This is a genomic window from Kumtagia sp., from assembly GCF_059502445.1.
The window spans coordinates 1-24827 of record NZ_JCACER010000078.1 but is presented as its reverse complement, the minus strand read 5'-3'; the positions used below and the strand labels follow the sequence as shown (position 1 = coordinate 24827).

Annotated in this window: 24 protein-coding genes and 1 pseudogene; 11 read left to right on the top strand and 14 right to left on the bottom strand. The window is 64.4% G+C overall.

What is annotated here, in order from left to right:
• The first annotated feature begins 131 nt into the window (after positions 1-131).
• From AC5JDC_RS21515 to AC5JDC_RS21485, 7 genes and pseudogenes are all read left to right on the top strand, one after another.
• Entirely contained in the window at positions 132-968 is an 837-nt protein-coding gene (locus AC5JDC_RS21515) for an ABC transporter permease (protein WP_495844446.1), read from the top strand.
• The gene (locus tag AC5JDC_RS21510; protein ID WP_495844442.1) at positions 965-1729 is read left to right on the top strand and encodes an ABC transporter permease; all 765 of its coding nucleotides are present in this window, start codon (positions 965-967) and stop codon (positions 1727-1729) included. The genes AC5JDC_RS21515 and AC5JDC_RS21510 overlap by 4 nt, the downstream gene beginning before the upstream one ends.
• Positions 1730-1964: 235 nt before the next feature.
• Positions 1965-3029, top strand: a complete 1065-nt coding sequence (locus tag AC5JDC_RS21505) for an ABC transporter ATP-binding protein (protein WP_495844440.1) — start codon at positions 1965-1967, stop codon at positions 3027-3029.
• Between the two features lie 18 nt (positions 3030-3047).
• Positions 3048-4322, top strand: coding sequence for a glycosyltransferase (locus AC5JDC_RS21500; RefSeq protein WP_495844439.1), 1275 nt, complete (start codon positions 3048-3050; stop codon positions 4320-4322).
• Positions 4323-4684: 362 nt separating this feature from the next.
• Positions 4685-4810: pseudogene (locus AC5JDC_RS21495) on the top strand (cupin domain-containing protein); the annotation flags it as partial.
• Between the two features lie 93 nt (positions 4811-4903).
• Complete coding sequence (locus AC5JDC_RS21490) at positions 4904-5248, top strand: cupin domain-containing protein (RefSeq protein ID WP_495844444.1); 345 nt, start codon at positions 4904-4906, stop codon at positions 5246-5248.
• 13 nt (positions 5249-5261) lie between these two features.
• Positions 5262-6770 carry an aldehyde dehydrogenase family protein gene (locus AC5JDC_RS21485; protein WP_495844437.1) on the top strand — a complete coding sequence of 503 codons (1509 nt, stop codon included), beginning with the start codon at positions 5262-5264 and terminating at the stop codon, positions 6768-6770.
• A 57-nt stretch (positions 6771-6827) separates the two neighbouring features.
• Here AC5JDC_RS21485 and AC5JDC_RS21480 read toward each other — a convergent pair whose 3' ends face one another.
• The 8 genes from AC5JDC_RS21480 to AC5JDC_RS21445 all read right to left on the bottom strand — a co-directional run bounded on the left by AC5JDC_RS21480 (position 6828) and on the right by AC5JDC_RS21445 (position 14331).
• Positions 6828-7817, bottom strand: a complete 990-nt coding sequence (locus AC5JDC_RS21480) for an acetamidase/formamidase family protein (protein WP_106774164.1) — start codon at positions 7815-7817, stop codon at positions 6828-6830.
• Between the two features lie 29 nt (positions 7818-7846).
• Positions 7847-8557, bottom strand: coding sequence for an urea ABC transporter ATP-binding subunit UrtE (gene urtE, locus AC5JDC_RS21475; protein WP_495844435.1), 711 nt, complete (start codon positions 8555-8557; stop codon positions 7847-7849).
• Positions 8550-9266, bottom strand: coding sequence for an ABC transporter ATP-binding protein (locus AC5JDC_RS21470; protein ID WP_495844433.1), 717 nt, complete (start codon positions 9264-9266; stop codon positions 8550-8552). The genes urtE and AC5JDC_RS21470 overlap by 8 nt, the downstream gene beginning before the upstream one ends.
• A gap of 3 nt (positions 9267-9269) precedes the next feature.
• Positions 9270-10283: a branched-chain amino acid ABC transporter permease gene (locus tag AC5JDC_RS21465; protein WP_425351370.1), complete on the bottom strand. Its 1014-nt coding sequence runs from the start codon at positions 10281-10283 to the stop codon at positions 9270-9272.
• A gap of 51 nt (positions 10284-10334) precedes the next feature.
• Positions 10335-11207 (bottom strand): ABC transporter permease subunit, encoded by an 873-nt coding sequence (locus AC5JDC_RS21460; RefSeq protein WP_106774168.1) that lies wholly within the window; start codon positions 11205-11207, stop codon positions 10335-10337.
• Between the two features lie 72 nt (positions 11208-11279).
• Positions 11280-12509, bottom strand: a complete 1230-nt coding sequence (locus AC5JDC_RS21455) for an urea ABC transporter substrate-binding protein (RefSeq protein WP_106774169.1) — start codon at positions 12507-12509, stop codon at positions 11280-11282.
• 17 nt (positions 12510-12526) lie between these two features.
• Positions 12527-13171: an ANTAR domain-containing response regulator gene (locus tag AC5JDC_RS21450; RefSeq protein ID WP_495844429.1), complete on the bottom strand. Its 645-nt coding sequence runs from the start codon at positions 13169-13171 to the stop codon at positions 12527-12529.
• Positions 13168-14331, bottom strand: a complete 1164-nt coding sequence (locus AC5JDC_RS21445; protein WP_495844427.1) for a transporter substrate-binding domain-containing protein — start codon at positions 14329-14331, stop codon at positions 13168-13170. The genes AC5JDC_RS21450 and AC5JDC_RS21445 overlap by 4 nt, the downstream gene beginning before the upstream one ends.
• A 299-nt stretch (positions 14332-14630) precedes the next feature.
• Here AC5JDC_RS21445 and AC5JDC_RS21440 point away from each other — a divergent pair, with 299 nt between their 5' ends.
• Complete coding sequence (locus tag AC5JDC_RS21440; protein WP_495844424.1) at positions 14631-15488, top strand: D-alanyl-D-alanine carboxypeptidase family protein; 858 nt, start codon at positions 14631-14633, stop codon at positions 15486-15488.
• A 66-nt stretch (positions 15489-15554) separates the two neighbouring features.
• Positions 15555-16037, top strand: coding sequence for a class I SAM-dependent methyltransferase (locus AC5JDC_RS21435; protein ID WP_495844422.1), 483 nt, complete (start codon positions 15555-15557; stop codon positions 16035-16037).
• Positions 16038-16368: 331 nt separating this feature from the next.
• On the opposite strand, the gene AC5JDC_RS21430 is transcribed toward AC5JDC_RS21435, so the two are convergent.
• The 6 genes from AC5JDC_RS21430 to lepA form a co-directional block, all read right to left on the bottom strand.
• Positions 16369-16938, bottom strand: coding sequence for a hypothetical protein (locus AC5JDC_RS21430; RefSeq protein ID WP_495844420.1), 570 nt, complete (start codon positions 16936-16938; stop codon positions 16369-16371).
• A gap of 965 nt (positions 16939-17903) precedes the next feature.
• The gene (locus tag AC5JDC_RS21425) at positions 17904-18560 is read right to left on the bottom strand and encodes a hypothetical protein (RefSeq protein WP_495844418.1); all 657 of its coding nucleotides are present in this window, start codon (positions 18558-18560) and stop codon (positions 17904-17906) included.
• A gap of 222 nt (positions 18561-18782) precedes the next feature.
• Positions 18783-19190 (bottom strand): D-aminoacyl-tRNA deacylase, encoded by a 408-nt coding sequence (gene dtd, locus AC5JDC_RS21420; protein WP_495844416.1) that lies wholly within the window; start codon positions 19188-19190, stop codon positions 18783-18785.
• 205 nt (positions 19191-19395) lie between these two features.
• Positions 19396-20214: an SfiI family type II restriction endonuclease gene (locus tag AC5JDC_RS21415; protein ID WP_495844414.1), complete on the bottom strand. Its 819-nt coding sequence runs from the start codon at positions 20212-20214 to the stop codon at positions 19396-19398.
• A 12-nt stretch (positions 20215-20226) separates the two neighbouring features.
• Entirely contained in the window at positions 20227-21390 is a 1164-nt protein-coding gene (locus tag AC5JDC_RS21410; RefSeq protein WP_495844412.1) for a DNA-methyltransferase, read from the bottom strand.
• Between the two features lie 207 nt (positions 21391-21597).
• The gene (gene lepA, locus AC5JDC_RS21405) at positions 21598-23409 is read right to left on the bottom strand and encodes a translation elongation factor 4 (RefSeq protein ID WP_495844410.1); all 1812 of its coding nucleotides are present in this window, start codon (positions 23407-23409) and stop codon (positions 21598-21600) included.
• Between the two features lie 145 nt (positions 23410-23554).
• Between lepA and arfB the strand changes: the two genes are divergently transcribed.
• Complete coding sequence (gene arfB / locus AC5JDC_RS21400; protein ID WP_106774178.1) at positions 23555-23992, top strand: alternative ribosome rescue aminoacyl-tRNA hydrolase ArfB; 438 nt, start codon at positions 23555-23557, stop codon at positions 23990-23992.
• Positions 23993-24180: 188 nt separating this feature from the next.
• Complete coding sequence (gene lysM / locus AC5JDC_RS21395; protein WP_495844408.1) at positions 24181-24699, top strand: peptidoglycan-binding protein LysM; 519 nt, start codon at positions 24181-24183, stop codon at positions 24697-24699.
• Positions 24700-24827 lie beyond the last annotated feature (128 nt).

Below are 24827 nucleotides of genomic sequence, written 5' to 3'. Positions count from 1 at the left end.
GCCAATCTCCCCCCTTGCGGGGGAGATGTCCGGCAGGACAGAGGGGGGTGCGAAGACGCGCGACCCCCTTGCCCAAGGCAGGATGATACCGTCGGCAGGTGGCGGCCGTGACCCCCCGCTCAACCCTGCTGATGGCCCCGGCGCTGGCCTGGCTCACCGGGCTGATGGTCATCCCCTGCGCGCTGGTGCTGGCGCTGGCCTTCTTCCGGCGCGGCATCTATGGCGGCGTCGAATACACCTTCACGCTGGAAAATTTCGCGCAGGTTTTCGACCCGCTTTATGCCGGCATCTTCCTCAACTCCGCCCGCATCGCCGGCACGGCGACGGCGATCGCCGTCGTCATCGGCTATGCGGCGGCCTACGCCATCGCCGCCGCGCCGCGCCACCGACAGCCCATTTACCTGTTCTTCGCCGTGCTGCCATTCTGGTCGAACTATCTGATCCGCACCTATGCCTGGATCGTGCTGCTCAACCGCGAGGGGCTGATCACCCAGCTTCTGCGCTGGCTCGGCTATACCGGCGAACCGCCGTCACTTCTCTACACCGAAGGCGCGGTGATCGCCGGCCTCGTCTACAACTACCTGCCCTTCGTCATCCTCGCCTGCTATGCGCCGCTGTCGCGCCTCAATCCGGAACTCGCGGAAGCCTCACGCGATCTCGGCGGCTCGGCCTTCACCACCTTCCGCCGCATCGTCCTGCCGCTGACCCTGCCCGGCATTGCCGCCGGCGCGGTCTTCGTCTTCGTGCTGTCGATCGGCAATTTCGTGACGCCGGCGCTGCTCGGCGGCGGCCGCTTCCAGATGATCGGCAATCTCGTCTACGACCAGTTCCTGACCGCCAACGACTGGCCGTTCGGCGCGGCCCTGTCGATGGTGCTGATCGCCATCATGATGCTGCTGCTGACCTTGCAGGCTTTTGCCGCCGAACGGGCATCGGGCCGCGCGACGGTGCGGGAGGAGGCGGCATGAACCGCGCCATCCTGATCGCCGTCTTCGCCTTCCTCTACATCCCGATCGCGGTTCTGGTCGCGCTGTCGTTCAACGCAGGCGGCCTGCCGACCGTGTGGTCCGGTTTTTCGTTCAAATGGTACGCCTCGCTGGCGGGCAACAACGACATCCTGTCGGCCGCGCTCAACACGCTGATCGTGGCTAGCGTCTCCACGGCAATCGCCACCTTGCTCGGCACGCTGCTGGCGCTCGGCGTGGAGATGCGGAAGAGGCGCGGCTCGGCGCTGGAGGCGCTGATCTTCGCGCCGATGATCATCCCCGACATCGTGCTCGCCATCGCGCTGCTGTCGTTCTTCTCCATGCTCGACGTCACCATGGGGCTGCACACCATCGTGCTCGCCCATGTCGTCTTCAACATCGCCTTCGTCTGCTCGGTCGTACGGGCGCGGTTGAAAAGCTTCGACTGGTCGATCACCGAGGCTTCCGCCGATCTCGGCGCCTCGGCCGTCACCACCTTCCGGCGCATCACCCTGCCGGTCATCCTGCCGGCCGTCATCGCCGGCGCGCTGCTCGCCTTCACGCTGTCGGTGGACGAATTCATCATCGCCTACTTCACCGCCGGCGCCGGCCGCGCCTCCACGACGCTGCCGATGCAGATCTATTCGATGATCCGTTTCGGCATCACGCCGGAGATCAACGCGCTCGCCACCATCGTCATGGCCGTCAGCATCGTCGCGCTCACCATCTCGCAGCGTCTCAATCGGGGGATGGTGGGGCAATGACGTATTTCTCTATGAACAGCTCAGACGAAAGCACCCCCACCCCTAGCCCCTCCCCACAAGGGGGAGGGGGATTTGCTCGCATCTCCGCAAAGCGCCAATCATCAAGGGTTTTGTGCGGCATAGCGGCCGCAAAGTCCCCCTCCCCCTTGTGGGGAGGGGTTAGGGGTGGGGGTAACTTCAAATGCGATAGCCTTGCTTTCGAGGACGTCGACGCCTCGAAGGGCCGGGTGGAGCGATGAGAACATTGCTCGCCATCGACCGGGTGACTAAAAACTTTGGCCGCATCGCCGCCGTCGACGACGTGTCGCTGGCGATCCGCGAGAACGAGTTCTTTGCCCTGCTCGGCCCGTCCGGCTGCGGCAAGACCACGCTGCTCAGGATGCTGGCCGGCTTCGAGACGCCGAGCGGCGGAAACATCCTGCTCGACGGCAAGGATATTTCCGCCGTGCCGCCCAATCGCCGGCCGGTCAATCTGATGTTCCAGTCCTATGCGCTGTTCCCGCATATGAGCGTGCGCGCGAACATTTCCTACGGGCTGGAGATGGAGCGGCTGCCCACGGAAAAAATCCGCACGCGGGTCGACGAGATCATGGCGACGACGCAGCTATCCCAACTGGCCGACCGCAAGCCGGAGCAGCTTTCCGGCGGCCAGAAACAGCGCGTCGCGCTCGCCCGTGCGCTGGTGAAACGCCCGCGCCTGCTTTTGCTCGACGAACCGCTCGGCGCGCTGGACAAGAAACTGCGCGGCGCCATGCAGATGGAATTGAAGCGCCTCCAGCACGAGGTCGGCATTACCTTCGTCGTGGTCACCCACGACCAGGAGGAGGCGCTGGTCATGGCCGACCGCATGGCGGTGCTGAAGGACGGAAAACTGCTGCAATGCGACACGCCGCACGAGATCTATGAGCGCCCCGCCGATCGTTTCGTCGCCGACTTCATCGGCGTGATGAATTTTTGCGAGGGCCGCGCCGCACCTGACGGTGTGACGGCGCGGGACGGCACGATGCTTCGCGGCCGCGTGCCGGAGGGCATGGCCGTTGACGACAGGGCAGTGGCCGCCGTCCGTCCCGAGCGAGTGGCGCTATTCCCCGCCGCGGATAGCATCAACCGCGTCGCCGGCACGGTCGAGGCGCTCGCCTATCACGGCCTCGACCTGCAGCTTCACATCCGGACGGCGCTCGCCGAAAAACCTTTCCTCGTCCGCGTCACCGCCGACGCCGCCGACCGCCGCCCGGTCAGGGTCGGCGACACGGTCGAGATCGGCTGGGCGGCGGAAGACACGCGCATTTTCAGGAACTGAGTTCTGTTGGAGGCAGGCATGGCCCAGAAGACGATCGCATTCTTTCCCGAAGCCGCCTATGGGCCGGCGCTGAACTCCGTCGGCATCGCCCAGGCCGTGCAGGCGCGCGGCCACAAGGCGGTGTTTTTGTCCGATCCCGGCTTTGTCGACGTCTACAAGGGGTATGGCTTCGAGGCCTATCCGGTGAACCTCTCCGAACCAATGCCGCCGGAGCAGATGGCGAAGTTCTGGGAGGACTTCATCAACGGCCACATCCCGAACTTCCGCAAATCGCCCTACGACCAGGTCGACAATTACGTGAAGGACTGCTGGACGGCGATCGTCGACAGCGCCAAATGGGCTGAGAAGGACCTGCCTGGCGTACTGGAAAAGATCAGACCGGACCTCATCTGCGTCGACAATGTCATCCTGTTTCCAGCAATAAAGCAGTCCGGAAAACCCTGGGTGCGCATCATCTCCTGCTCGGAGAACGAAATCGAGGACGAGGACATACCCCCGCATCTTTCAGGCTGCGGCGAGAACGACCACGCCTGCCACAAGGCCTACAGCGACCACTTCAACGCAGTGATCAAGCCGATCCACGACGACTTCAACGCCTTCCTCACCGAGAGCGGCGAGCGACCTTATCCGATAGGCCAGTTCTTCGAGGCCTCGCCGCATCTCAACCTGCTGCTCTACCCCGAAGCGGTGAAGTTCAACCGCCGGCATCCACTCGATCCGGCGAAATTCCAGTACCTGGAGGGCTGCGTGCGCAAGGAGGCGCCCTACGAGGTGCCCACCTTCGCGAAAAACAATGACGGACCGCTGATCTATGTGTCCTTCGGCTCGCTCGGCGCCGGCGACACCGACCTCTTGAAGCGCATCATCGCGGCAATCGGCGACAGCCGGTTCCGTGCGCTGGTCAATGTCGGCGGCTACACGGATTCTTATGCCGATGTGCCCGGCAACGTCATCCTCGGAAGCTGGTTCCCGCAGCCCTCGGTCATCCCGCAGGTCGACGCCGTCATCCACCACGGCGGCAACAACTCCTTCACCGAGTGCCTGTTCTTCGGCAAGCCGGCGATCATCATGCCCTATGTCTGGGACGGCCATGACAACGCTACGCGCGTGCAGGAGACAGGGCACGGCTTCAAGATGCCGCGCTACGACTGGACCGACGCCGAGCTGATCGCCAAGCTGGAAAGCTGCATTTCCGATCCGGCGATGCAGGCGAAACTCGCCGCCACCTCGACACACATGCAGGCGCAGAACGGCCCGGAAAAGGCGGCGCGGCTGCTGGAGGGGCTGCTGTGAGGGCGCAGGATTTACCCTCCCCCTTGTGGGGAGGATCGCTGAAATTGCGAAGCGAAGCGGAGCGATTGAGGCGGGGTGGGGGTGCCAAAACCATCCAGGAGCGGGGAGTTAGGGTTTGTCATCCCGACCCCCACCCCGTCTCGCCACCTCCATTTCATTTCGGTGGCTCGCCGACCCTCCCCACAAGGGGGAGGGTAAGGTGCTGCCTATGACCTCCTCCGCCTCGCATCTCCACGACGCCTCGACGCGCACCAACCTTGTCGACTGGGGCGTGCAGCCGGACGCGATTTCCGGGCTCCTCGCATTCGAGCGGAAGACTGGTCCACAAGGGGCCCGACAACCGTCCGGAATGCGGCATCTGGGTGTGCACGCCCGGCCGCTGGCGCCTCGCCATCCCGCGCGACGAGCTCTGCCATTTCGTCTTCGGCCGGGCGACCTATCGCTCGGACAACGGCGAGACGATCGAGGTCGGGCCTGGCACGGTTGTCATGTTCCCGGCCGGCTGGACCGGCGAATGCACCGTGCATGAGACCATGCGCAATATCTACATCCTGGCAGAAGATGAGCCGAAGGAACGAATCATGACCACTCCCGTCTGGAAGAACCCGCTCTCCATCACCGACCTCGTCGACTGGGGTGTCATCCCGACCATGATCGAGGGCCAGTCGCATACCTCCGGCAAGCTGCTGCACAAGGGACCAGAAGGGCGCTCCGAATGCGGATTGTGGGTCTGCACGCCCGGAAAATGGGAATGCCACGTCACGCGCGACGAGTTCTGCCATTTTCTCGAAGGCCGCTGCACCTATGTCCACGAAAGCGGCGAGGTGATCGAGATCATGCCCGACACAGCCGCCTTCTTCCCGCAGGACTGGAAGGGCGTGTGCACCGTCCATGAGACGATCAAGAAGGTCTACATGATCCGCTGAGCAGGAGGCCGGCATGGAATTCCTGCCAGAGCGACCCACCTTCTTCGTAAACCCGGGCTATCATCCGATGGCGGGCGCGCCGAAGCCCGTCATCGACCCGGCCACACTGGAGACCGTCGGCGCGATTTCCGCTGCCACCGATGCCGAGATCGAGGCGGCGCTGGATGCCGCCACGCACGCGCAGGCCATGTGGAAAAGGCTCGACGCGAAAAGCCGGGCAAAACATCTGCACCAGGTGGCAAACGCCATCGAACAAGCCGACTTCACCGGCTGCGCCGAGCTGATGGTGCGCGAGATGGGAAAGCCCTATCCGGAGGCGATCGGCGAGATCGCCAATTGCGCCGGCGTGTTCCGCTATTATGCCGAGATGGCGCGTGACGAGGCGGGCAAGATCGCCGGGACGACGCAGGCCGGCTCGTTCCAGTATGCGCGCTACGAGCCCTACGGCGTGTCGGTGCACATCATGCCCTACAATTTTCCGATCCTGTTGATGTGCTGGACGGTCGCGGCCTCGCTCGCCGCCGGCAATGCCTGCGTGATCAAGCCGGCGGAGGCGACGACGCTGTCGACGCTCGACTACATGAGCGTCTTTCGCTCGCTGCCCGAGGGCCTCGTCTCCTGCCTGCCAGGCGGCGCGGCGACCGCGCAGGCGCTGATCCAGTCCGAGCGAACGCATGCGGTGGCCTTCACGGGCTCGGTAGCGGCCGGCAGGGCAGTTGCGGTCGCTTGCGCCGAGCGCATGAAACCCTGTGTCATCGAGGCCGGCGGCTCCGATCCGATGATCGTCTCGGCGCACGCGCCGCTCGATGTCGCGGCGGCCGGCGCCGTCACCGCCGCCTTCCACCTCTCCGGCCAGGTCTGCACCTCGGCCGAGCGGTTCTTCGTCGTCGACGAGGTGCACGACCGTTTCGTCGACTTGTTCGCCGAGAGGACGCGGGCGCTCAGGATCGGCAACGGTCTCGACAAGAGCGAGATCGGCCCGCTGGTGAGCGAGGCGGCGCGCGCCAAGGTCATGCGGCTGGTCGAAGACGCGATTGCCAGCGGCGCCACGGCCGTGACAGGCGGCCGCATTCCGCCGGCCCACACTATCGGCTGGTTCTACGAGCCGACGATCCTCACCGGTGTGACGCCCGACATGGCGATCTGCCGGGAAGAATGTTTCGGTCCGGTCGCCGCCGTCTGCCGGGTGAAGGATTTCGACGAGGCGATAGAACGCGCCAACGACAGCCCGTTCGGGCTCGGCGCCTCGATCTTCACCACCGATCTCGCCGAGGCGCACGAGGCCGCGGAGCGGCTGGAGGCCGGCATGGTCTGGATCAACAATCCGCTCATCGACAACGACGCCCTGCCGTTCGGCGGCTGGAAGGCGTCCGGCCTCGGGCGCGAGCTCGGCCGCCAGGGCCTCGACGCCTTCCGCCGCTCCAAGATGGTCGTCATCGACCACAAGCCGGCGATACAGGAATGGTGGTATCCCTATCCCGACAGCTGGTTCCGCGAGACCGGCGGCCGCAAGCACGTTTGAGTGGCTGCGGCCGCATCGCCGCCGTCAAGACGACGGCGACGAACGGCGGAAGGATAGCTATGCGAGATAGGATTTGAGGATGGAGGCCCCGAGCGTGTATTTCGGGTCCACCATGTTGCCGAGCCGCACGCGGCCGACCTGCGTCAGCAGCATATAGGCGTCGAGCTCGGCGAAGCCGTAGTCGGCGGCCATCCAGCGCACCAGCTCGCGATAGGCGATACGGGCCGCGTCCTCCATCGGACGACCCGAGCCGATCGTCATGACAACCTTTTCGTTCTCAAGTCGGACCCATTTGAAGTTCCAGTTCTTGATGAGGTCGATCTGGACGGTGGTGACCGTGGGGTGCTCGAGCGCGACGCCGCACAGCTCGCCGTCGCCCTGGTTCGCATGGCAGTCGCCGAGATAGAGCAGACCGCCGGGCGCGTTGACCGGCAGGTAGACCACGGCGCCCGGCGCCACGTCCGGCAGGTCCATGTTGCCGCCGTAGTAGTCCGGCTGAAGCGCCGAGATCGCCTCGATCTCGGGCGACGTGCCGATCGTGCCGATGAACGGCTCGTAGGGTATGGTGATCCTGTCGTTCCAGGTCACGCCCTTCACGGCGTCGATGTGGACCTTCTTCACCCGCTCCGGAAGCGGTGCGTTGAGGATGGCGGTATCACCCGTGCCGACGAGGCCGCCGAACTCGGGGATGAGGCAGGTCGTGCCCGACGGCTGCTCCCCGCGCGGGCGGATCTCCTTGATGTAGACGGCCAGGCAGTCGCCCTTTTCGGCGCCGTTGACGTAGATCGGCCCGTTCTGCGGGTTGAGATAGGGGAAATTCAGGATCTGACTGGGTATGTCGGACTCGCTCCTGATCTGGCCCTCGAAGGCGTCGTGGGTCTCGACCGAGACCTCGGCACCGGGGTCGACCCTGAGCACAGGCTCGGCATAAGGGCCGTAGACGTAGTGATATTTGCCTTGATCGGCTTCCGTCATGCTGTGGACGCTGTTGACCTTGCCCTTCGCCACCGCGCGTTTGGCCATGATCGAATCGTGAAGCCAGGACATCTCGTTTTCTCCCTTGTTGATCGCGCGGCCTAGACGGCCAGGTGCTTTCTGATGGTGTCGCGGTCCTCGAGCTCCTGCGGGGTCACGTGAGCGACGATGCGCCCCTTGTCCATGACGTAGCAGCGCTGCGCGAGGGCCTTGATCATGTCGAGGTTCTGCTCGACGAACATGATCGTCATGCCGCTTTCCCGGTTGAGTTGCCGGATGATGCGGCCGATGTCCTGCACGATGGACGGCTGGATGCCTTCCGACGGTTCGTCGAGCAGCAGCAGTTGCGGCGAGCCCACCAGCACCCGCCCGATGGCGAGCTGCTGCTGCTGCCCGCCCGACATGGTCCCCGCCTGCTGGCCGGCTCGCTCCTTCAGGATCGGGAAAAGGCTGTAGATACGGTCGTAGACATCCGGCGCGATGCGCTCGCGCATGGCCTCGCCGACCTGAAGGTTCTCCCGCACGCTCATGCGCGGGAAGACGTCGCGACCCTGCGGAACATAGCCGATGCCGAGCCGTGCGCGCCGGAACGGGCTGAGCCCGGTGAGTTCGGAGGCATCCAGCCTGATCGTCCCCGCCATGCTCTCGACCAGGCCGATCAGCGTCTTCATCAGCGTGGACTTGCCCACTCCGTTGCGGCCGATCACGGCTACGATCTCACCCTTCGCGACGGTGAGGTCGATGCCCTGCAGGACAGGCTTGCCGCCGTAGCCAGCCCGTAGGCCCGTGATTTCGAGCAAGGCCTCAGTCATGCTTCTGCCCCAGATAGATGGCGGCGACCCGCTCGTCGGCGACTATCTCGTCGATCGTGCCTTCGGCGAAGATGCGCCCGAAATGCAGCACCGACACGCGGTCGGCCACCTGGCGCACGAACGCCATGTCGTGCTCGACCGCGAGCACGGTCATGCCCTCGGCGTTGAGCTGCTGGACGATCTCGCCGGTCATGAAGGTTTCTTCGGGCGACATTCCCGCGGTCGGCTCGTCGAGCAGGAGGAGCTTGGGCTTCAGGCTGATGGCCATGCCGATCTCGAGCCACTGCTTAAGGCCGTGGCTGAGGTTGCCCGCCTGCTGGTCCGCGACCTCCTCGAGCTGCAGGAAGCGGAGCAGCCTTTCGACCTCGGCGTCGAGGTCGGCCGGGCCCAGCCGGTGCTGCAGGGCGATCTGCAGGTTCTGCTGCGCGCTGAGCGCCGCGAAGATGCCCGGAACCTGAAACTTGACGCTGATACCGCGGTTGATGCGCTGGAACGGCTTGAGGCGGGTTATGTCCTCGCCGTCGAACATGATCGTTCCGGCCGACGGCTGGTACTGCCCGAGCAGCAGCTTGAAGAAAGTGCTCTTGCCGGCGCCGTTGGGGCCGATGAGGCAGTGGATCTTCCCGGGCTGCAGGGAAAAGCTGACGTCGGCGGTGACGTGCAGGCCGCCGAAATGCTTGTTGAGGTTCTGTGTCTGCAACAGGGCCATGGGCTATTTGCTCCTGCCCTTGCGGTCGAACAGGGAGGCCAGCAGGATGCCGGCATTGGCGACCAGCCCCCTGGGCGCCAGGAGAACGGTGCAGACGAGCAGCAGGCCCATCACCACGAGCGCGTACTGGCTGCCGTAGATGGTCAGCGCCTGGAACGCCGAAAGCACGACCAGCGTCCCGATGAGGGTGGCGGTCAGGTCCGACCGGCCGCCGACGGCGACCCAGATGATCGGCAGCGCCGCGGCGGTGATGCCCATGCTCGACGGCGTGATGTACTGCCCCCAACTGGTGTAGAGGACGCCGCTCAGGCCGGCCAGCGCAGTGCCGATGACGAAGCAGCCGAGCTGATACTTGCGGATGTCGTAGCCGAGCATCTCGGCGCGCTGCGGGTTCTCCCGCAGCGCCACCAGCACATTGCCGAACTTGGAGTTCACCAGGATGCGCAGCCCGAGATAGACGACGACGAGCAGGCCCAGCACCAGATAGTAGAGGCCGATGTCGGGATAAAGGACGATTTCGCCGCCGAACCAGGGCAGGGTCAGCGGCGGCATGCCGCTCATGCCGTTGAAGCCGTTGAGGCGCGCGCTGCCGACCTTCCACTCCGGGCCGGCCGTCTGGGCCATGAAGCGTTCGAGGGCAAGGGTCACGGACAGGGTGACGATACCGAGGAATATGCCGCTGATCCGCCCGAAGAACAGGAAATAACCGAGGACGGCGGCGAACAGCGCCGCGATGGCGACGGCGATCAGCACCGAGAGCAGGCCGAAGCCGTATGCCGTGCCGAAATTGATGGTGAGGATGCCGTAGCTGTAGCCGGCGATGCCGAAGAAGGCGGTCTGGCCGAAGGAGAGCGAGCCGCCATAACCCCAGATCAGGCTGAGCCCGAGCGCCATGAACGTCCAGTTGAGGAAGTAGATATTGTTGCCGACATCGTAGCCGTCGGCAAACAGCGGATAGACGACCGCGACGGCCAACACGACAGCGAAGGCGCTCCAGAACACGGGTCCCCTGCCCATGGTCTGTGGCCCTTCCAGCCGTTTCAACATCCGTGACACTGACATTGTTGCTTACGCCCGATCTTTCAGGATGAAGCCGGTGATGCCTTTCGGCAGGAGGCGGATGACGACGATGACGGCAAGCAGCAGGCCGATCTGGCCGGCCAGCTGGCCCTGCCACGAGGTCAGCGAGGCCTTGACGATCGCCAGCAACGCCGCGGCGGGCGCCGTTCCGATGAACACGTCGGCGCCGCCGACCACGACGGTGACGAAGGCCTCCATGATGAAGGTGGTGCCCATGGTCGGGATCATCGTCATTGTCGGGGCATAGATGCCTCCGGTCAGGCCGGCGAGAGCCGCGCCGATGCCGAAGGTGAAGGCGTAGACGCGGTTGGTGTCGACGCCGAGGGCGTTGGCCATGTGCGGCGCCTGGATGGTGGCGCGCGCCAGCACGCCGAAGCGGGTCTTGTTGAAGACGAAATAGAGCAGCAGCAACACCGCGAGCGCCGTCGCCATCAGCACCAGCCGATAGTAGGAAAAAGACAGCGCGCCGACCGTGAAGCTGCCCAGCGGGGTGCCGACGCCACGCATGGTCGGGCCGAACAGGATCAGCGTGCCCTGCGAGGCGATGAGGCTGACGCCCCAGGTCGCCAGGATGGAATCGAGCGGCCGGGCATAGAGCCTGCGCACCACGAGGCGCTCGATCACCATCCCGACCAGCCCGGCGAAAAGGCTGCCGCACAGGATCGCCAGCGGCAGCGGCAGGCCCCAGCCGACCGCGAAAACGGTCATGTAGGCGCCGCACATGATGAACTCGCCATGGGCGAGGTTGATGACGCCCATCATGCCGAAAATGACCGCGAGGCCACATGCGGACAGGACCAGAAACGCGAACGCGTCACCGAATTGATAGGCCGACGACACGACTGCTGTCGCAAGATCCATGAGGCTCTCCGGTTGGCAAACAGCTACGGCCGGGCCGACGCGAAGAACCCGCGCCAGCCCGGCGGTCAGGGACTACTGCTTGGCCGGAGGATTGGACGGCGTGTACTGCTCGCTGGGATCGGCCTGCGTCAGGTCGCAGCCGGCATCACCCAGCCAGTAAGGCTTGATGTTTTCCCACACCTTCGGGAACGAGATCGAGTGGTCGTCGCCCACTTTGGCCAGGAAGATGGTGTGCGACATATGCTGGCTCTTCGGGTCCAGGCAGACATTGCCGGACGGCCCGTCGAAGCAGACGTCGCCCTGGGCGATCACCTTGCGCAGATCCTCGCGGTTGGTGGAGCCCTCGGCGCGCTCGACCATCTGCTTGTAGAGGTTCATGGCGATGTAGGAGTTCGCCGCTTCCTGGTTCACATAGGGCTCGTTCGGGTACTTGGCGTGGAACTTTTCAAGGAACGCCTTGCCGGCTGGCGTGTCGACCTCCTCGATGTAGTTGGTCGTCACATACATGTTGGCCAGGCTGGGCGGCGTGAAGCGCTTGTGTTCATAGCCTTGGCCGACATTGACCGACGACGCCATCGGCAGGCCGACCTTGGCCGACGAGGCCTGCTCGTAATACGAAGCCTGGGCCGCACCGACCAGCAACGTCACCACGAAGTCCGGCTTTGCCGTCTGGATGTTCTGGATGGTCTGCGAGAACTGCGAAACGCCGAGCGGGATGAACTCCTCGCCGGCCATCTCGCCGCCGTTCTCCTTGACGATGTTGCGCACCCACTCCGCGGAAATCTGGCCGAAATTATAGTCGGCCGCGATGGTGTAGACGCGCTTGCCGTAGGTCTCCATCATCCACGGGATCAGCGTGGAGAACTGCTGCTCGGGCACGGCGCCGGTGACGATCATGTTGGCGTCGCAGACGCCACCTTCATACTGGTTGTTGTAGAAGGCCAGCCCGTCGAACTGGTTGACGATCGGCCGGTAGGCTTCGCGCGAGGCCGACGAGAACCCCGCGAACACCACGTCGACCTTGTCGCGCTGGAGCACCCGGCGCATGAATTCCTGATACCGGTTGTTGTCCGACTGGGTGTCGTAGACGACCAGTTCGATCTGCCGGCCGGCAATGCCGCCGGCCTTGTTGATTTCCTCGGCCGCGAGCTCGATGGCGTGAACCTTGCCGATGGTCGCCGCGGCGAAGTCTCCCGATTGATCCTCCAGCACGCCGATCTTGATGGGATCGGCAGCGTGGGCGGTCGCCGATAGCGCGAAAGCGCAGACCAATGTAGCTGCCCGTAGCAAACTGACAGTCATTCTATTTCTCCTCTGGTTCAAGGCTTTTTGGCGTATGTTTTCGTCGTCCCGACCGTTGTTTCGGGTTCATCCAACTCGGGACCGTTTGCCTGGATGAACGTTTCGCAGAAATCCTCGATGCTCTGGCGCGAGCGCATGCTTTCGCGCCGCAGCAGATCATAGGCGGCGGAGTGGTCGGCTCCGGTGCGCTGCATGACGACGAGCACCGCCTTCACCAGGCTCTTGCGCAGCAGCCGCCGGCGCTCGTGCTGTTCGAGGCGATCGGCGAGGTAGCGGCGGCGGCGGAACTCGTTGATGCCGACGAAGAGCGCCGAATAGACCGCCGCCCTGTGAACCGGCTTGCGCAGCGTCGCGGTGGCTCCCAGCTGCATCAGCGACCGCAGCCTACTGGGGGCCTCAACGCCGACGATGCCGATCACGGGCAGGCATCGGCTCGGCTCGGCGCCGCCCGTCTCGACGGTGACGTTGAGATCGGAATCGATGAACAGCACATCCTTGTCGCCGGGCTCGATCTGCAGCTTGCCGTCGGCGATCTCCGCGATCGCGGAGGACATGCCGAGCTTGGCGAGCATGTCTTCGAGCTGCTCGACGGCCGCCGGCTGTTCCGTGGCGATCGTGGCCCGGTAGCCGATGAAGTTCTGGATGATCCGCGGTTCGCTCACTTGACCGCCCTCAGTGCCGGCATGCCGTTGCGCACCGCATAGCGGGGTGTGGTCTGGACCAGGTAGGGATCGGGCCGGACCGGCCGGCTTGCCGCCCACAGGATCTCGAACTGCCCCGCCCTGGTCGACTTGCCGATGCGGGGGGTGAGGCAGGCGTGGGTGGTCCGGCCGTCGATGCTGACGGTCCCCTGCGGTGCGTCGAGGGACAGGCTGGGCAATACCTGGCGTACGGCTTCGACATCGTCGGACCCCGCCGCCGCGACCGCGGCGGCCAGCATCTTGACCGCGACATACGAGGCTTCCGCATCCGCCGACGTGGCGGGACCGTCGGGCCAGCGCGCCTGGTAGGCGGCAACGAAGCGCCGGTTGGCCGGCGTGTCGATGGAGGAGAAATAGACGCTGGAGCTGATATGGCCGTCCATGGCCCGCGGCCCGATCTGCTCCAGCTCGGGCTCGGAAAGGCTGCAGCTCACGACCGGCATTTCAGCGGGCTGGTCGATGCCGCGTTCCGCGCAGGCGATGCGGAAGTCCTGGAAGAAGCGGTAGGCGCTGGTGCCGATCAGCGTGTTGAAGATGAAATCCGGCCTTGCGTCGAGGATGGAGGCGATCATCTTCGAAAGGTCAATGTCGCCGACGGCCGTGTATCGCTCGGCAAGCACCGTTCCGCCCGCCGCGGACAGGGCTTCGCGCAGGATGCGGTTGTTCTCCCACGCCCAGATGTAGTTCGAGCCGATGCAATAGGCGCGCTTGCCCATGTGCGCGAGCAGGAACTCGATCAGCGGAACGATGTGCTGGTTCGGCGCCGCGCCGGTGTAGACGACGTTGGACGAGCTTTCGAAACCTTCGTAGTGCGAAGGATACCAGAGCAGCGCGTCATGCTTCTCGAAGAGCGGGATGACGTCCTTGCGGCTGGAGGACGTGTAGCAGCCGACGACGTGGCGGACGCCCTGCCTGCCCAGGAGATCCGACGTCGAGATCGCATACTGCTCGAAGCGACCGGCGGGGTCGGCGACGATCGGGGTTACGGCGAAGGCATAGTCCCGGGATGCCCGGATCTCGTCGAAGGCGAGCATGGCTCCGTTGTACATGGAGCGCGAAACCACCCCGTATGGGCCGCCTTGCGAAAACAGCACGCCGATGTGGTATTGCGCCTGCGTCATGACCCCTCAACGCAAAAAGTGCCCGACAGTTGGCACTGTGGGCACGCTTGCCATCAATATGTCATGCAGCTTTGCGCCTTGTCGGGCCTGCTTGCCCGGCGCGTTTTCATAGTTGAACGAAAGCTGCGCCATGTCAACCATGTGTGCTGGCTCAATACCCGGCGATGCGGACGAAGAGCTGGGGAGGCGCCGGCATCCGCCGTTGCAGGAAGGGGCGCACCTGGAGTAGCGTCCGCGCGGCTGCTTCACGGGGAGTGGGCGGCCCGAATCGGGCAATTGGCGTCGTGCGGGAATCCATGATGACGATCACCGCGCCGCTCAGGACGGCGGCGATGTTCTTGCTGATGCTGGTGGCGCTCGCCGCCTGCTCGACGAGCGAGACGCTGCGCGTGGCGCAGCCGCAGCGCCCGAGCTCGCTCAAATACGCGTCCATCGTGGTCGATGCCAATACCGGCCGCGTGCTCTACGAGGCGGATTCCACCGCGCCGCGCTATCCTGCCTCGCTCACCAAGATGATGACGCTCTACATGCTGTTCGAGGCGATGGAATCCGGGCGCATCGCCAGGGACACGCCGATCCCGGTGTCGGCCCATGCGGCGCGGCGCCCACCCAGCAAGCTCGGCTTCCGGCCGGGCGATACGATCGACGCCGAATCCGCGGTCCTGGCGCTCACCGTCAAGTCGGCCAACGACGTCGCGGTGGCGGTGGCCGAATATCTCGGCGGCAGCGAGGAGCAGTTCGCCGCCATGATGACGGCCAAGGCGCGCTCGATCGGCATGCGCGGCACCACCTTCCGCAACGCCTCGGGCCTGCCCGACGACAGCCAGGTGACGACGGCGCGCGACATGGCCGTGCTCGGTCTGGCGCTGCGAAAACGCTTCCCGGCGCAATACGCCTATTTCTCCAATCAGAGTTTCGCCTATCGCGGCCGCGCCATCCGCGGGCACAACGAGCTGCTGCGCAGCGTCGCCGGGGTCGACGGCATCAAGACCGGCTATATCCGCGCCTCCGGCTTCAACATCTGCACCTCGGTCGGCCGCGACGGCCGCCGCCTCGTCGTGGTGGTCATGGGCGGCGACACGGCGCGCGCCCGCAACGCGCATGTCGAGGAGCTGATCGAACGCTTCCTGCCGCGCGCGGCCCGCAGCGGGGTGTGACGGCGTGGCTTTGCGCATGACGACGCCGCGCCCGAAGCACCGGGCGAAGCAGGGCGGCGGGCGCCGATGAGCCGCCTCGACAGCTTCATCCGCCGCATGACGGCGCAGCGCACCCTGCTCGACGCCGCCTGCGCCGAGGCGGCCTCGCTCGACGGCCCGATCCTGGAGATCGGCCTCGGCAACGGCCGCACCTTCGACCACCTGCGCGAGCGCCTGCCCGGACGGCGCATCATCGCCTTCGACCGCGTGCTGGCGGCGCATCTGAGCTGCGTGCCGGCCGAGGACGATCTCGTGCTCGGCGAGATCCGCGTCACGGCCCCCCGCTTCGCCGGCATCGGCGCCGCCCTCGCCCATGTCGACATCGGCACCGGCAACGACGCGCTCGACCGGCAGACGCTGGAATGGCTGCCGGACCTCACGGCTTCGCTGGTGCAGGGCGGCGGCATCATCGTCTCCGGCCTGCCGCTCGACCATCAGGCGCTGGCCGCGCTGCCGCTGCCAGACAGCGTGCCGGCCGAGCGCTATTACATGTATCGCCGGCGGAGCTGAGCGCAGGGAGCGACGCGGCTTGCCCCTCCTCGCGGAGAGGGCAAACGCATGGCCCTGGTTTGTCACCCTGCTTCCCCTCGATGCAGGACAGTCGCATGTGAGTTACCCCCACCCCTAGCCCCTCCCCACAAGGGGGAGGGGGACCTTGTGGTCGCCATGCCGCGCGAAATCGTCGACGATCGGCGCCTGGCGGAGAGGCCAGCCGGCTAGGGGCGAGGGGTACGAAGCGGCGAAAGTCCTCGCCGACCACCACATACGATTGCCCTGCCTTCAGGGAGGCGGGCGGGGTGACGAAAACCGCCATATGCGATTGCTTCCCACAGTAAGCCGGCTACGGCTCCTCGCCGCCCCGCTCCTCGCGGATCTGCTCGAGCTTGACGTTGACCATGTGGCGCACCAGCTCGGTGCGGGCGCGGTCGTTGCAGCAGGGCGGCAGCATCGGTCCCGGAAACACCGTCCAGTCGTCCTCGGCGCGCCGCGACACGCATTGGCCGGCGCGCCGGCAGGGATTTCGCGGACAGCTCCTGTGCAGGCCGACGACGGTGGCGGCCTGCTGGGCGATGCCGAGGCAGATGGAGAGCGTGAAGTAGAACTGCTCGGTCGAGCGCCGGTCGGCCTCGTATTGCGCCTCGCTCTGCCACGGCGTGCGCGGCGCATGCGGCACGCGGAAGCGCGGGCAGCCGGGCGGCATCTCGAAATGCTCGTAGCGGTCGGCGACCAGAAGATCGCTCCAGTCGGCCGGCTCGCAGGGTTTCGGCGACCAGCATTCCTCCTCGCTCATGCCTTCCGGCGGCGCCCCGAGGCCGGGCACGGCGGCCAGCCGCTCCAGCCAGCGCTGCCGATCGGGCAGGGGCGTGCCGTCGGCTGGGCTTTTCATATCGTCCCGGGTACGTCTGGGCATGGGCTCTCCTTCTCGCGCGCTGCCGCCGAGTTTTGTGAAAGGTCGGGAAGACGGGCGGCCGCGAGGTCGCTCATCTAAAATTTGCGCGACCTCGCGGCCGCCCGTCCGGCGACTTTGGGCCCTATCCCGTTCCGCTTCGCTATAGCTCCGGCTCCGGCTTCTTGCGTCGCCTCGGCTGGCCATGCCGCAGCACTCGTCCAGTGCGCCCCGCACATAGTTGCGGAGGAGGAACCTTCGGACGGGCCTCCCCGGGCGCGGGCTACGTCTTCCCGCACCGGAGGCGCCGGTCCCTCCCCACCAAACCACCGTCGCGACCGGTGTTCCCGCGGGAGGAACTGCCGGAGATTATGCGGGAGGCGGAAAGAGCGGGGATGAAAATCGGCCGGCAGGGGCATATTTCGCCGGCGCGGGTCGCGGCGACGCAGGACAAGTGCCGGAGGCGGTTGGCTTTTCGGCCTTGGGGTGCCGCCGTCTTTGCGCGGAGGGGCGAAAAACTATCCCCTTTTTCGGATTGCCCCTCACCTGTCGGGCATGGTGAATGGGACATTTCCGCTGCCGGTCTCGAGCCGGGCGTCGGCCTGCCCCGGCTTTGGCGTCTTCGAGTCCGAGGCATGGATTCCCGACACTTTCCGCTCGCTGTCGCTCGCTCACGAGGTCGGGAATGACGACAATTCATGATTTGCTTCGGCCAAGCACCGACGCTGGCGACTGGCGGAGGCTCCCGTCGATGTCGTCATTCCCGACCTCGTGAGCGACCGAAGGGAGCGGAGAGTGTCGGGAATCCAGGCCTCGAAGGTGGCGAACCAAAGCCGGCGAAAATGTATGCACCGAAACTCCTGTGCCGGCATGTGCTGGCCGCGGCCGGCCCGTTCGACAGCGCCGTCTGCCACCGGGCCAACGGCTCAATCCGCCATCAGAACCGGATCGTCACCGGGCCGTTGGTGATAAAACCCTTCGTCTCGACGTCAGCCCTTGTCCGCCGGGTCGGTGTCGCCGGCGGCGCCGAGGCCGCCCATCATCATGCCGCCGCCCATTCCGCCACCGCCGCCGCGTCCGCCGCCGCCTTCTCGCTCGCGGCCGACCCGGCCGGCGGAAGCGGAGGGGCGTGCCGGACCCTGGGCGGGGATGACGACGGTTTGCGGGATCGGATCGAGGTCCAAGACCTCGCGGATATAGACGCGCAACGAGGCGACGAGCTCATGCACGTGGACCGGCTTGCCGGCGGCCATGTCGCGCATCGCCGCGGCCGCGAGCTCCACCTGCTTCTCGGTGCCGAACAGCACTATGTCGGACAGCGCGGCCTCGACCGCGTCGCGGATGCGCCGCGCTCGCTCCGAGCCAGCGGCGGCCGCTTCCGCGCCTTCGGCCTCGGCCGCCGCGCGAAGGTCGCGCAGATGCAGCGGGCTGACGGCGAGCGTGCCGGTGAAGGAGCCGCCGAGCACCTTGTAGGCGGCGATCAGCGCCTTGAGCCGCTCGTTGATCTGGCGGTTCTGGCGCTCGCGCCGCTGCTGCAGCGTCATCATCATGATGAGCCGGATGCCCATGCCGATCAGCGTGACCAAGAGCAGCCCGGCGATCGAGGTCAGGATTGTTTGCCAGGAGGAGAAGTCGAAACCGCGCATGGGCGAAACCTTGTTGCACGGAGGAGGCTAGCATCGGGAGGCGCAACGGGCGAGCGCCCAACCTTCTCCCCTTGTGGGAGAAGGTGCCTGAGCCTGAGCTTGTCGAAGGCGGATGAGGGGTGTTCCAGCGCGGCGCTTCGCCCAACACCCCTCATCCGACCTCCCCTTCGGCTCGCGCCTCCGGGTCGGCCACCTTCTCCCACAAGGGGAGAAGGGGGCGCTTCAGCCCGCCGTGTCGAGCCAGATGGTCACCGGGCCGTCATTGACCAGCGACACCTGCATGTCGGCGCCGAAAACGCCGTTCTCCACCCGCACGCCGAACGACGCCATCTCAGCCGAAAAATGCGCGTAGAGGCGCTTGCCGTCGTCCGGCGCGACGGCAGTGGAGAAGCCGGGGCGATTGCCCTTGGTTTCCGCCGCCAGCGTGAACTGGCTGACGACGAGTGCCGCCCCGCCGGTGTCGTCGTCGCGGAGGATACGCAGGCTGACCACCTTGCGCGCCAGCCATTGTTTTTCGCTGTCGCCCTGCATGGCGCAGACCAGCACCAGGAGGCCGGGGCCGATCTCGCCGATGATGGCGCCGTCCACCGTGACGGAGGCGGAGGAGACGCGTTGGATAAGCGAGCGCATGCGATTGTGCGGGAGGTTTGGGGGTGGGGAAAAGCTGGGAGAATTTTTTTTGAAGGGACGGTACTCCACCTTCTCCCCGTTGAGGAGAAGGTGGATGAGCGCGCAGCGCCGAGACGGATGGGGGCGCTGGAAGGAGCGAGGGGACTACGGGGCCAGTGGGATCTAGCGAAATTTCGATCAGGCATATCGAAGGTGGTGACGCCGTCTATCGGCTGCCGCGCGGAATAAAATGAAACAAGCTGCTGCTCTCACTATCAGCACCGTCACCGTCTCGCCATCGCGGCGTCGTGTAACCACCTCCACTAGGATCGTACTTCAGTTCCTGCAACCGCCAAGGGCATGCTGACTTCAATCGAGAAAAGTAGACACGTACGCGTGGAACCTCCCCCCTCGCAGGGGAGTGTTTTCCTTGACCAAAGAAGGTAGTTTGGGGATCAGGATTGTACTTCTGCTTCAGACTGGCGTGTGGCAGTGAAAGCACGAATATCGAGCGTAAATCCCGTTGCTGCCCGCCGGATGACGGGCGATTGTCGTAGTAGAAGTGAACTAAGATCGACGTTGAAATGGCTGCGACGGTTGCGCCATCTTCAAATGCAATCTCTAGATGTGGTTCGACCCCGGCACGGAGGCGGACAGTTTTCCCATCGCGCCCGAGGAATTCCGCGTCCATAGGAAGCTGTGACTGCTGGAGTGTATCCCTTGTGTTCTCAGTAGATGCCTTTGCGTCAACGAGTAATGCCTGCGGGAAAACTCCAAAGGCGGCAGGAAACCATCGAACTCTCTTGTAGTCGATAAAGCCAGCATAGCGCTTGTTGATCGGGTAAAATTCGGCGACTTCAAGGGCATACTGAACAATGTCTTCTGCCAAAACGATGACCTCTGTATCGCTTGCAGCTTCTGTCTTATCAAAAATCTGCTTAGCCTCCCAGGAGTACTCTTGGATAGCTTGGACAACTACCCTAAGAGTTGATTTTTCGATTGCTTCAATTTGATCCAAACCCAGAATTCGGTAATCTTGATGCACTCGATACCCCTGCTATTCTGCGGCTTGCTGCAATTGCTCAGACAAGAAGTTAATAAATCGCTTCTCGGAAGAATTTATGTGTTTTTCTGAAATATCTATTCCGACGTATTTCCCCCCCAATTTCAATGCAGCGATGCCGGTTGTTCCACTTCCAGAAAACGGATCCAGACAGACCCCCCCTAATGGAAGCGTTGCAGAGAGGCACCATTCTGCCAGCCTTACGGGCATTGTTGCTAGATGCCCGGTTGTGTTCGGACCTACGCCAAAAGCTTGCACATCACCAGGATTTTTCCCTTTTGGGTGATTGCGGAAGACGTTGTCCTTGCGCTGAACTTCCATCGATTCATCAAATTGACTGTCAAGCTGGAGTAGCTCCTTCAACCGCAACCAAGTGTCAGGAGGTGGCAATCGTGCTCCGATTTCATCGGTCCGGAAATAGTGACGTACTCGTTCAAATGGTTGATCTAGCTCGGATGCTATCTTGCCAATAGTGGTCTTACGCTTAGTCAGGTAACCTCGGAGATATGATGCTAGCGTTACGGCATCGGGAGCATTGGGCCTAACATCAATCTCCTTGTACCCATCGATGGTCGCTCGATGGCGAGGCGAACTGAGCCATCGGCGTAATTCGCTGGCACCAGCCGTAAAGCCGCGGTTTCCACCGTTTAGCGCCCTAACGCGCTCCTTATTGTCATCCGTTTTATGGGGAACGCGGATAGCGTCCAAGTCGAAGTAATACCTCTCGCCCTTTGAGAATAAAAACACAGGTTCCCAATTATTAGCCAACCTGTCATCTGCACTCGTTGGCATTCCGTTTGGCTTGTGCCAAACGACAGAGTTGCGCAACCACCAACCCTGCTCTTGGAGAGCGATCGCCACCCGGAACGGAACCAGCGCGAGTTGTTTGTTGCGTTTCCAGCCAGTAGACGGTGGGCGACCACCCTCAGTGCTGATGCCGCTTAGGTATTTATCTCCTAGATTGAGCCAAACAGTACCTTTTGAACGCAGTTTGGGTTTTATTAATTCAAACGTTTTGACGATTTGCTCGACGTAGGCATCAAGCTCAACTTCGTCACCGATTTGCCGCGTCTCTTTATAGTCTCTTACCCCCCAATAGGGTGGTGAAGTCAGGCATGTATCAACGGAGTTGTCAGGTAGTCGTCCGAGGACCTTCAACGCGTCGTTGCAAATTAGGGCATATCGATCATGGTTAATACGAGCCATACGCCTAATGGAATGCCAAGTTTCGTTGTTCGCTAGCATGTGTCCCCCACAAGCCTTACAAAGTAGGCAGTGCGAATCGTAGCCGAAGTGGCTTGGGAACAAAAGAGGAACGTGTGTTGCCTCTCCAGTTTTTTGCTACGCTTGTCGATCGCTACCCCCTCAATCCCCCATCTTCAGCGCCTCGATGAACGCCGCCTGGGGGATGTCGACCTTGCCGAACTGGCGCATGCGCTTCTTGCCCTCTTTCTGCTTCTCGAGCAGCTTGCGCTTGCGGGTGACGTCGCCGCCGTAGCATTTTGCCGTCACGTCCTTGCGCAGGGCGGAAATGGTCTCGCGGGCGATGATGCGGCCGCCGATGGCCGCCTGGATCGGGATCTTGAACATGTGCTGCGGGATCAGCTCCTTCAGCTTCTCGCACATCACCCGGCCGCGCTTTTCCGCTGCCGAGCGGTGGACCAGCATGGAGAGCGCGTCGACCGGCTCATCATTGACCAGGATCGACATCTTCACCAGGTCGCCCTCGCGGTAGTCGGTCAAGTGGTAGTCGAAGGAGGCGTAGCCTTTGGAGATCGACTTCAGGCGGTCGTAGAAGTCGAACACCACCTCGTTGAGCGGCAGGTCGTAGACCAGCATGGCGCGCTTGCCGACATAAGAGAGGTCGGCCTGCACGCCGCGGCGGTCCTGGCAGAGCTTCAGGATGGAGCCGAGATAGTCGTCGGGGGTCAAAATGGTGGCGCGGATCCACGGCTCCTCGATGGCCTCGATCTTGACGAGGTCGGGCATGTCGGCAGGGTTGTGCAGCTCCTTCACGGTGCCGTCGGTGAGGCGCATGCGGTAGACGACGCTCGGCGCGGTGGCGATGAGGTCGAGGTCGAACTCGCGCTCCAGCCGCTCCTGGATGATCTCCAGATGCAGCAGGCCGAGGAAGCCGCAGCGGAAGCCGAAACCCAAGGCAGCGCTGGTCTCCATCTCGAAGGAGAAGCTGGCGTCGTTGAGGCGCAGCTTGCCCATGGCGGCACGCAAATCCTCGAAGTCGGCGGCGTCGACCGGGAACAGGCCGCAGAACACCACCGGCTGCGCCGGCTTGAAGCCCGGCAGCGGCTTTTCGGTGGGGCGGCGGTCCTCGGTGATGGTATCGCCGACGCGGGTGTCGGCCACCTCCTTGATCGAGGCGGTGATGAAGCCGAACTCGCCGGGGCCGATCTGGTCGGCCTGCACCATCTTGGGCGTGAAGAAGCCGGTGCGCTCGACGGGATAGCGGGCGCCGGTGCCGATCATGCGGATCTGCTGGCCTTTTTTCAGCACGCCGTCGATGACGCGCACCAGCACGATGACGCCGAGATAGGCGTCGTACCAGCTGTCGACCAGCATGGCCTTGAGCGGCTTTTGGGCGTCGCCCTCGCGGGGCGGAGGGAGCTGGGTGACGATCGCCTCCAACACCTCCTCGATGCCGATGCCGGTCTTGGCCGAGATGAGCACGGCGTTGCTGGCATCGAGGCCGATCACCTCCTCGACCTGCTCCTTGATGCGCTCGGGCTCGGCGGCGGGCAGGTCGATCTTGTTCAAGACCACGACGATCTCATGGTTGGCGTCGATCGCCTGGTAGACGTTGGCCAGCGTCTGCGCCTCGACGCCCTGGCTGGCGTCGACGACCAGCAGCGAGCCTTCGCAGGCGCGCAGCGAACGCGACACCTCGTAGGCGAAGTCGACATGGCCGGGCGTGTCGATCAGGTTCAGGACGTAGTCCTGGCCGTCCTTGGCGCGGTAGTTGAGGCGCACCGTCTGCGCCTTGATGGTGATGCCGCGCTCGCGCTCGATGTCCATGTTGTCGAGCACCTGCTCCTTGCCGGCCATCTCGCGGGCGTCGAGGCCGCCGGTGAGCTGGATGAGGCGGTCGGCGAGCGTCGACTTGCCATGGTCGATATGGGCGACGATGGAGAAGTTGCGGATGTTCTTGAGCGGCGTGGTCATGGTCCGCGCCTATAACGCATTCATACGGAAAGGGAACAGGCTGTTTTGCCGCCGGGCTGCGGGATCGCGCGGGTTTCGGGCGTTTGCGCCCGCCCGGTGGCTGCGGCCCCTTCCCTTTTGCGCGCCGTCGCGCCATGTCTGGCGGATGAACCCTGACGATCCCATCCAGATCGCCGACGGCGTCGTCATCCATGCCGATGACCTCGCGGAGACTTTCATCCGGGCGTCCGGGCCGGGCGGGCAGAACGTCAACAAGGTGGCGAGCGCCGTGCAGCTGCGCTTCGACGCCGCGAATGCGCGCGGCCTGCCGGAGCGCGTGCGCGAGCGGGTGCTGGCGCTGGCCGGCCAGCGCGCCACCAAGAATGGCGTGGTGGTCATCGAGGCCGACCGCTTCCGCACCCAGGAGCGCAACCGGATCGACGCCCGCCAGCGCCTGGCGGCGCTGGTCGCCAAGGCCGCCGAGCCCCCACCGCCGCCACGCAAGAAGACAAGGCCGTCGAAGGGCGCGGTCGAGCGCCGGCTGAAATCCAAGGCCGGCCGCTCGACGGTGAAGCGGCTGCGCGGCAGGGTCAGCGACGACTGAGCCGCCGCCCGGGCGCGATCGCTTCGGGCCGGATGCGTGGATGACGAGGCTGCATATTGGGGAGGGGCGGCTCCGAACGCGGCGGGAAATTAAACATCCGGGCAGTCGGCGGGTGCGCCGGGCTTTTCATCCCGGCGATTTCAGGGCAGATTCCGCAGGCAATGCAACGGCTAGGGAGTGCCACGGCCATGGGTATGTTCGACTTCATGAAGAGCGTCGGCAAGAAGCTGGGCTTCGGCGAGGATGACGACGATGCCGCCAAGACCGAGGCGCTGAAGAAAGAATTGCAGTCGCACAATCTCGGCACCGACAAGGTCGACGTCGCGGTGAAGGGCGACAAGGTGGTGCTGAAGGGCGTGGTCAAGGACCAGTCCGCCTTCGAGAAGGCGGTCATCGCCGTCGGCAATACGCTCGGCGTCTCGGCGGTCGAGGCCGACGAGCTCAAGGTGGTGGCGCCGGAGTCGAGCCTCAAGCTCGAAAGCACCGATATGACGGCGCTCGTGAAGGCGGCGACTCCGGCCAAGGCGCCGGTGTTCTACACGGTGAAGAAGGGCGACAACCTCTGGAAGATCGCCGAGGCGCAGTACGGCAAGGGCAAGGGCGCCAAGAACACGATCATCTTCGAGGCCAACAAGCCGATGCTGACCCATCCGGACAAGATCTATCCGGGCCAGGTGCTGCGCATCCCCGACATCGAGACGGCCTGAACCGGCAGCGACGCCATTGGGGCTGATTGCAGCACCCCCTCACCGGCCCTTCGGGCCACCTCTCCCCCTGCCCGGCAGGGCTGTCCGGGGAAAGTTATTGGTGAATCGAAATGCCGCAGGCGCATGCC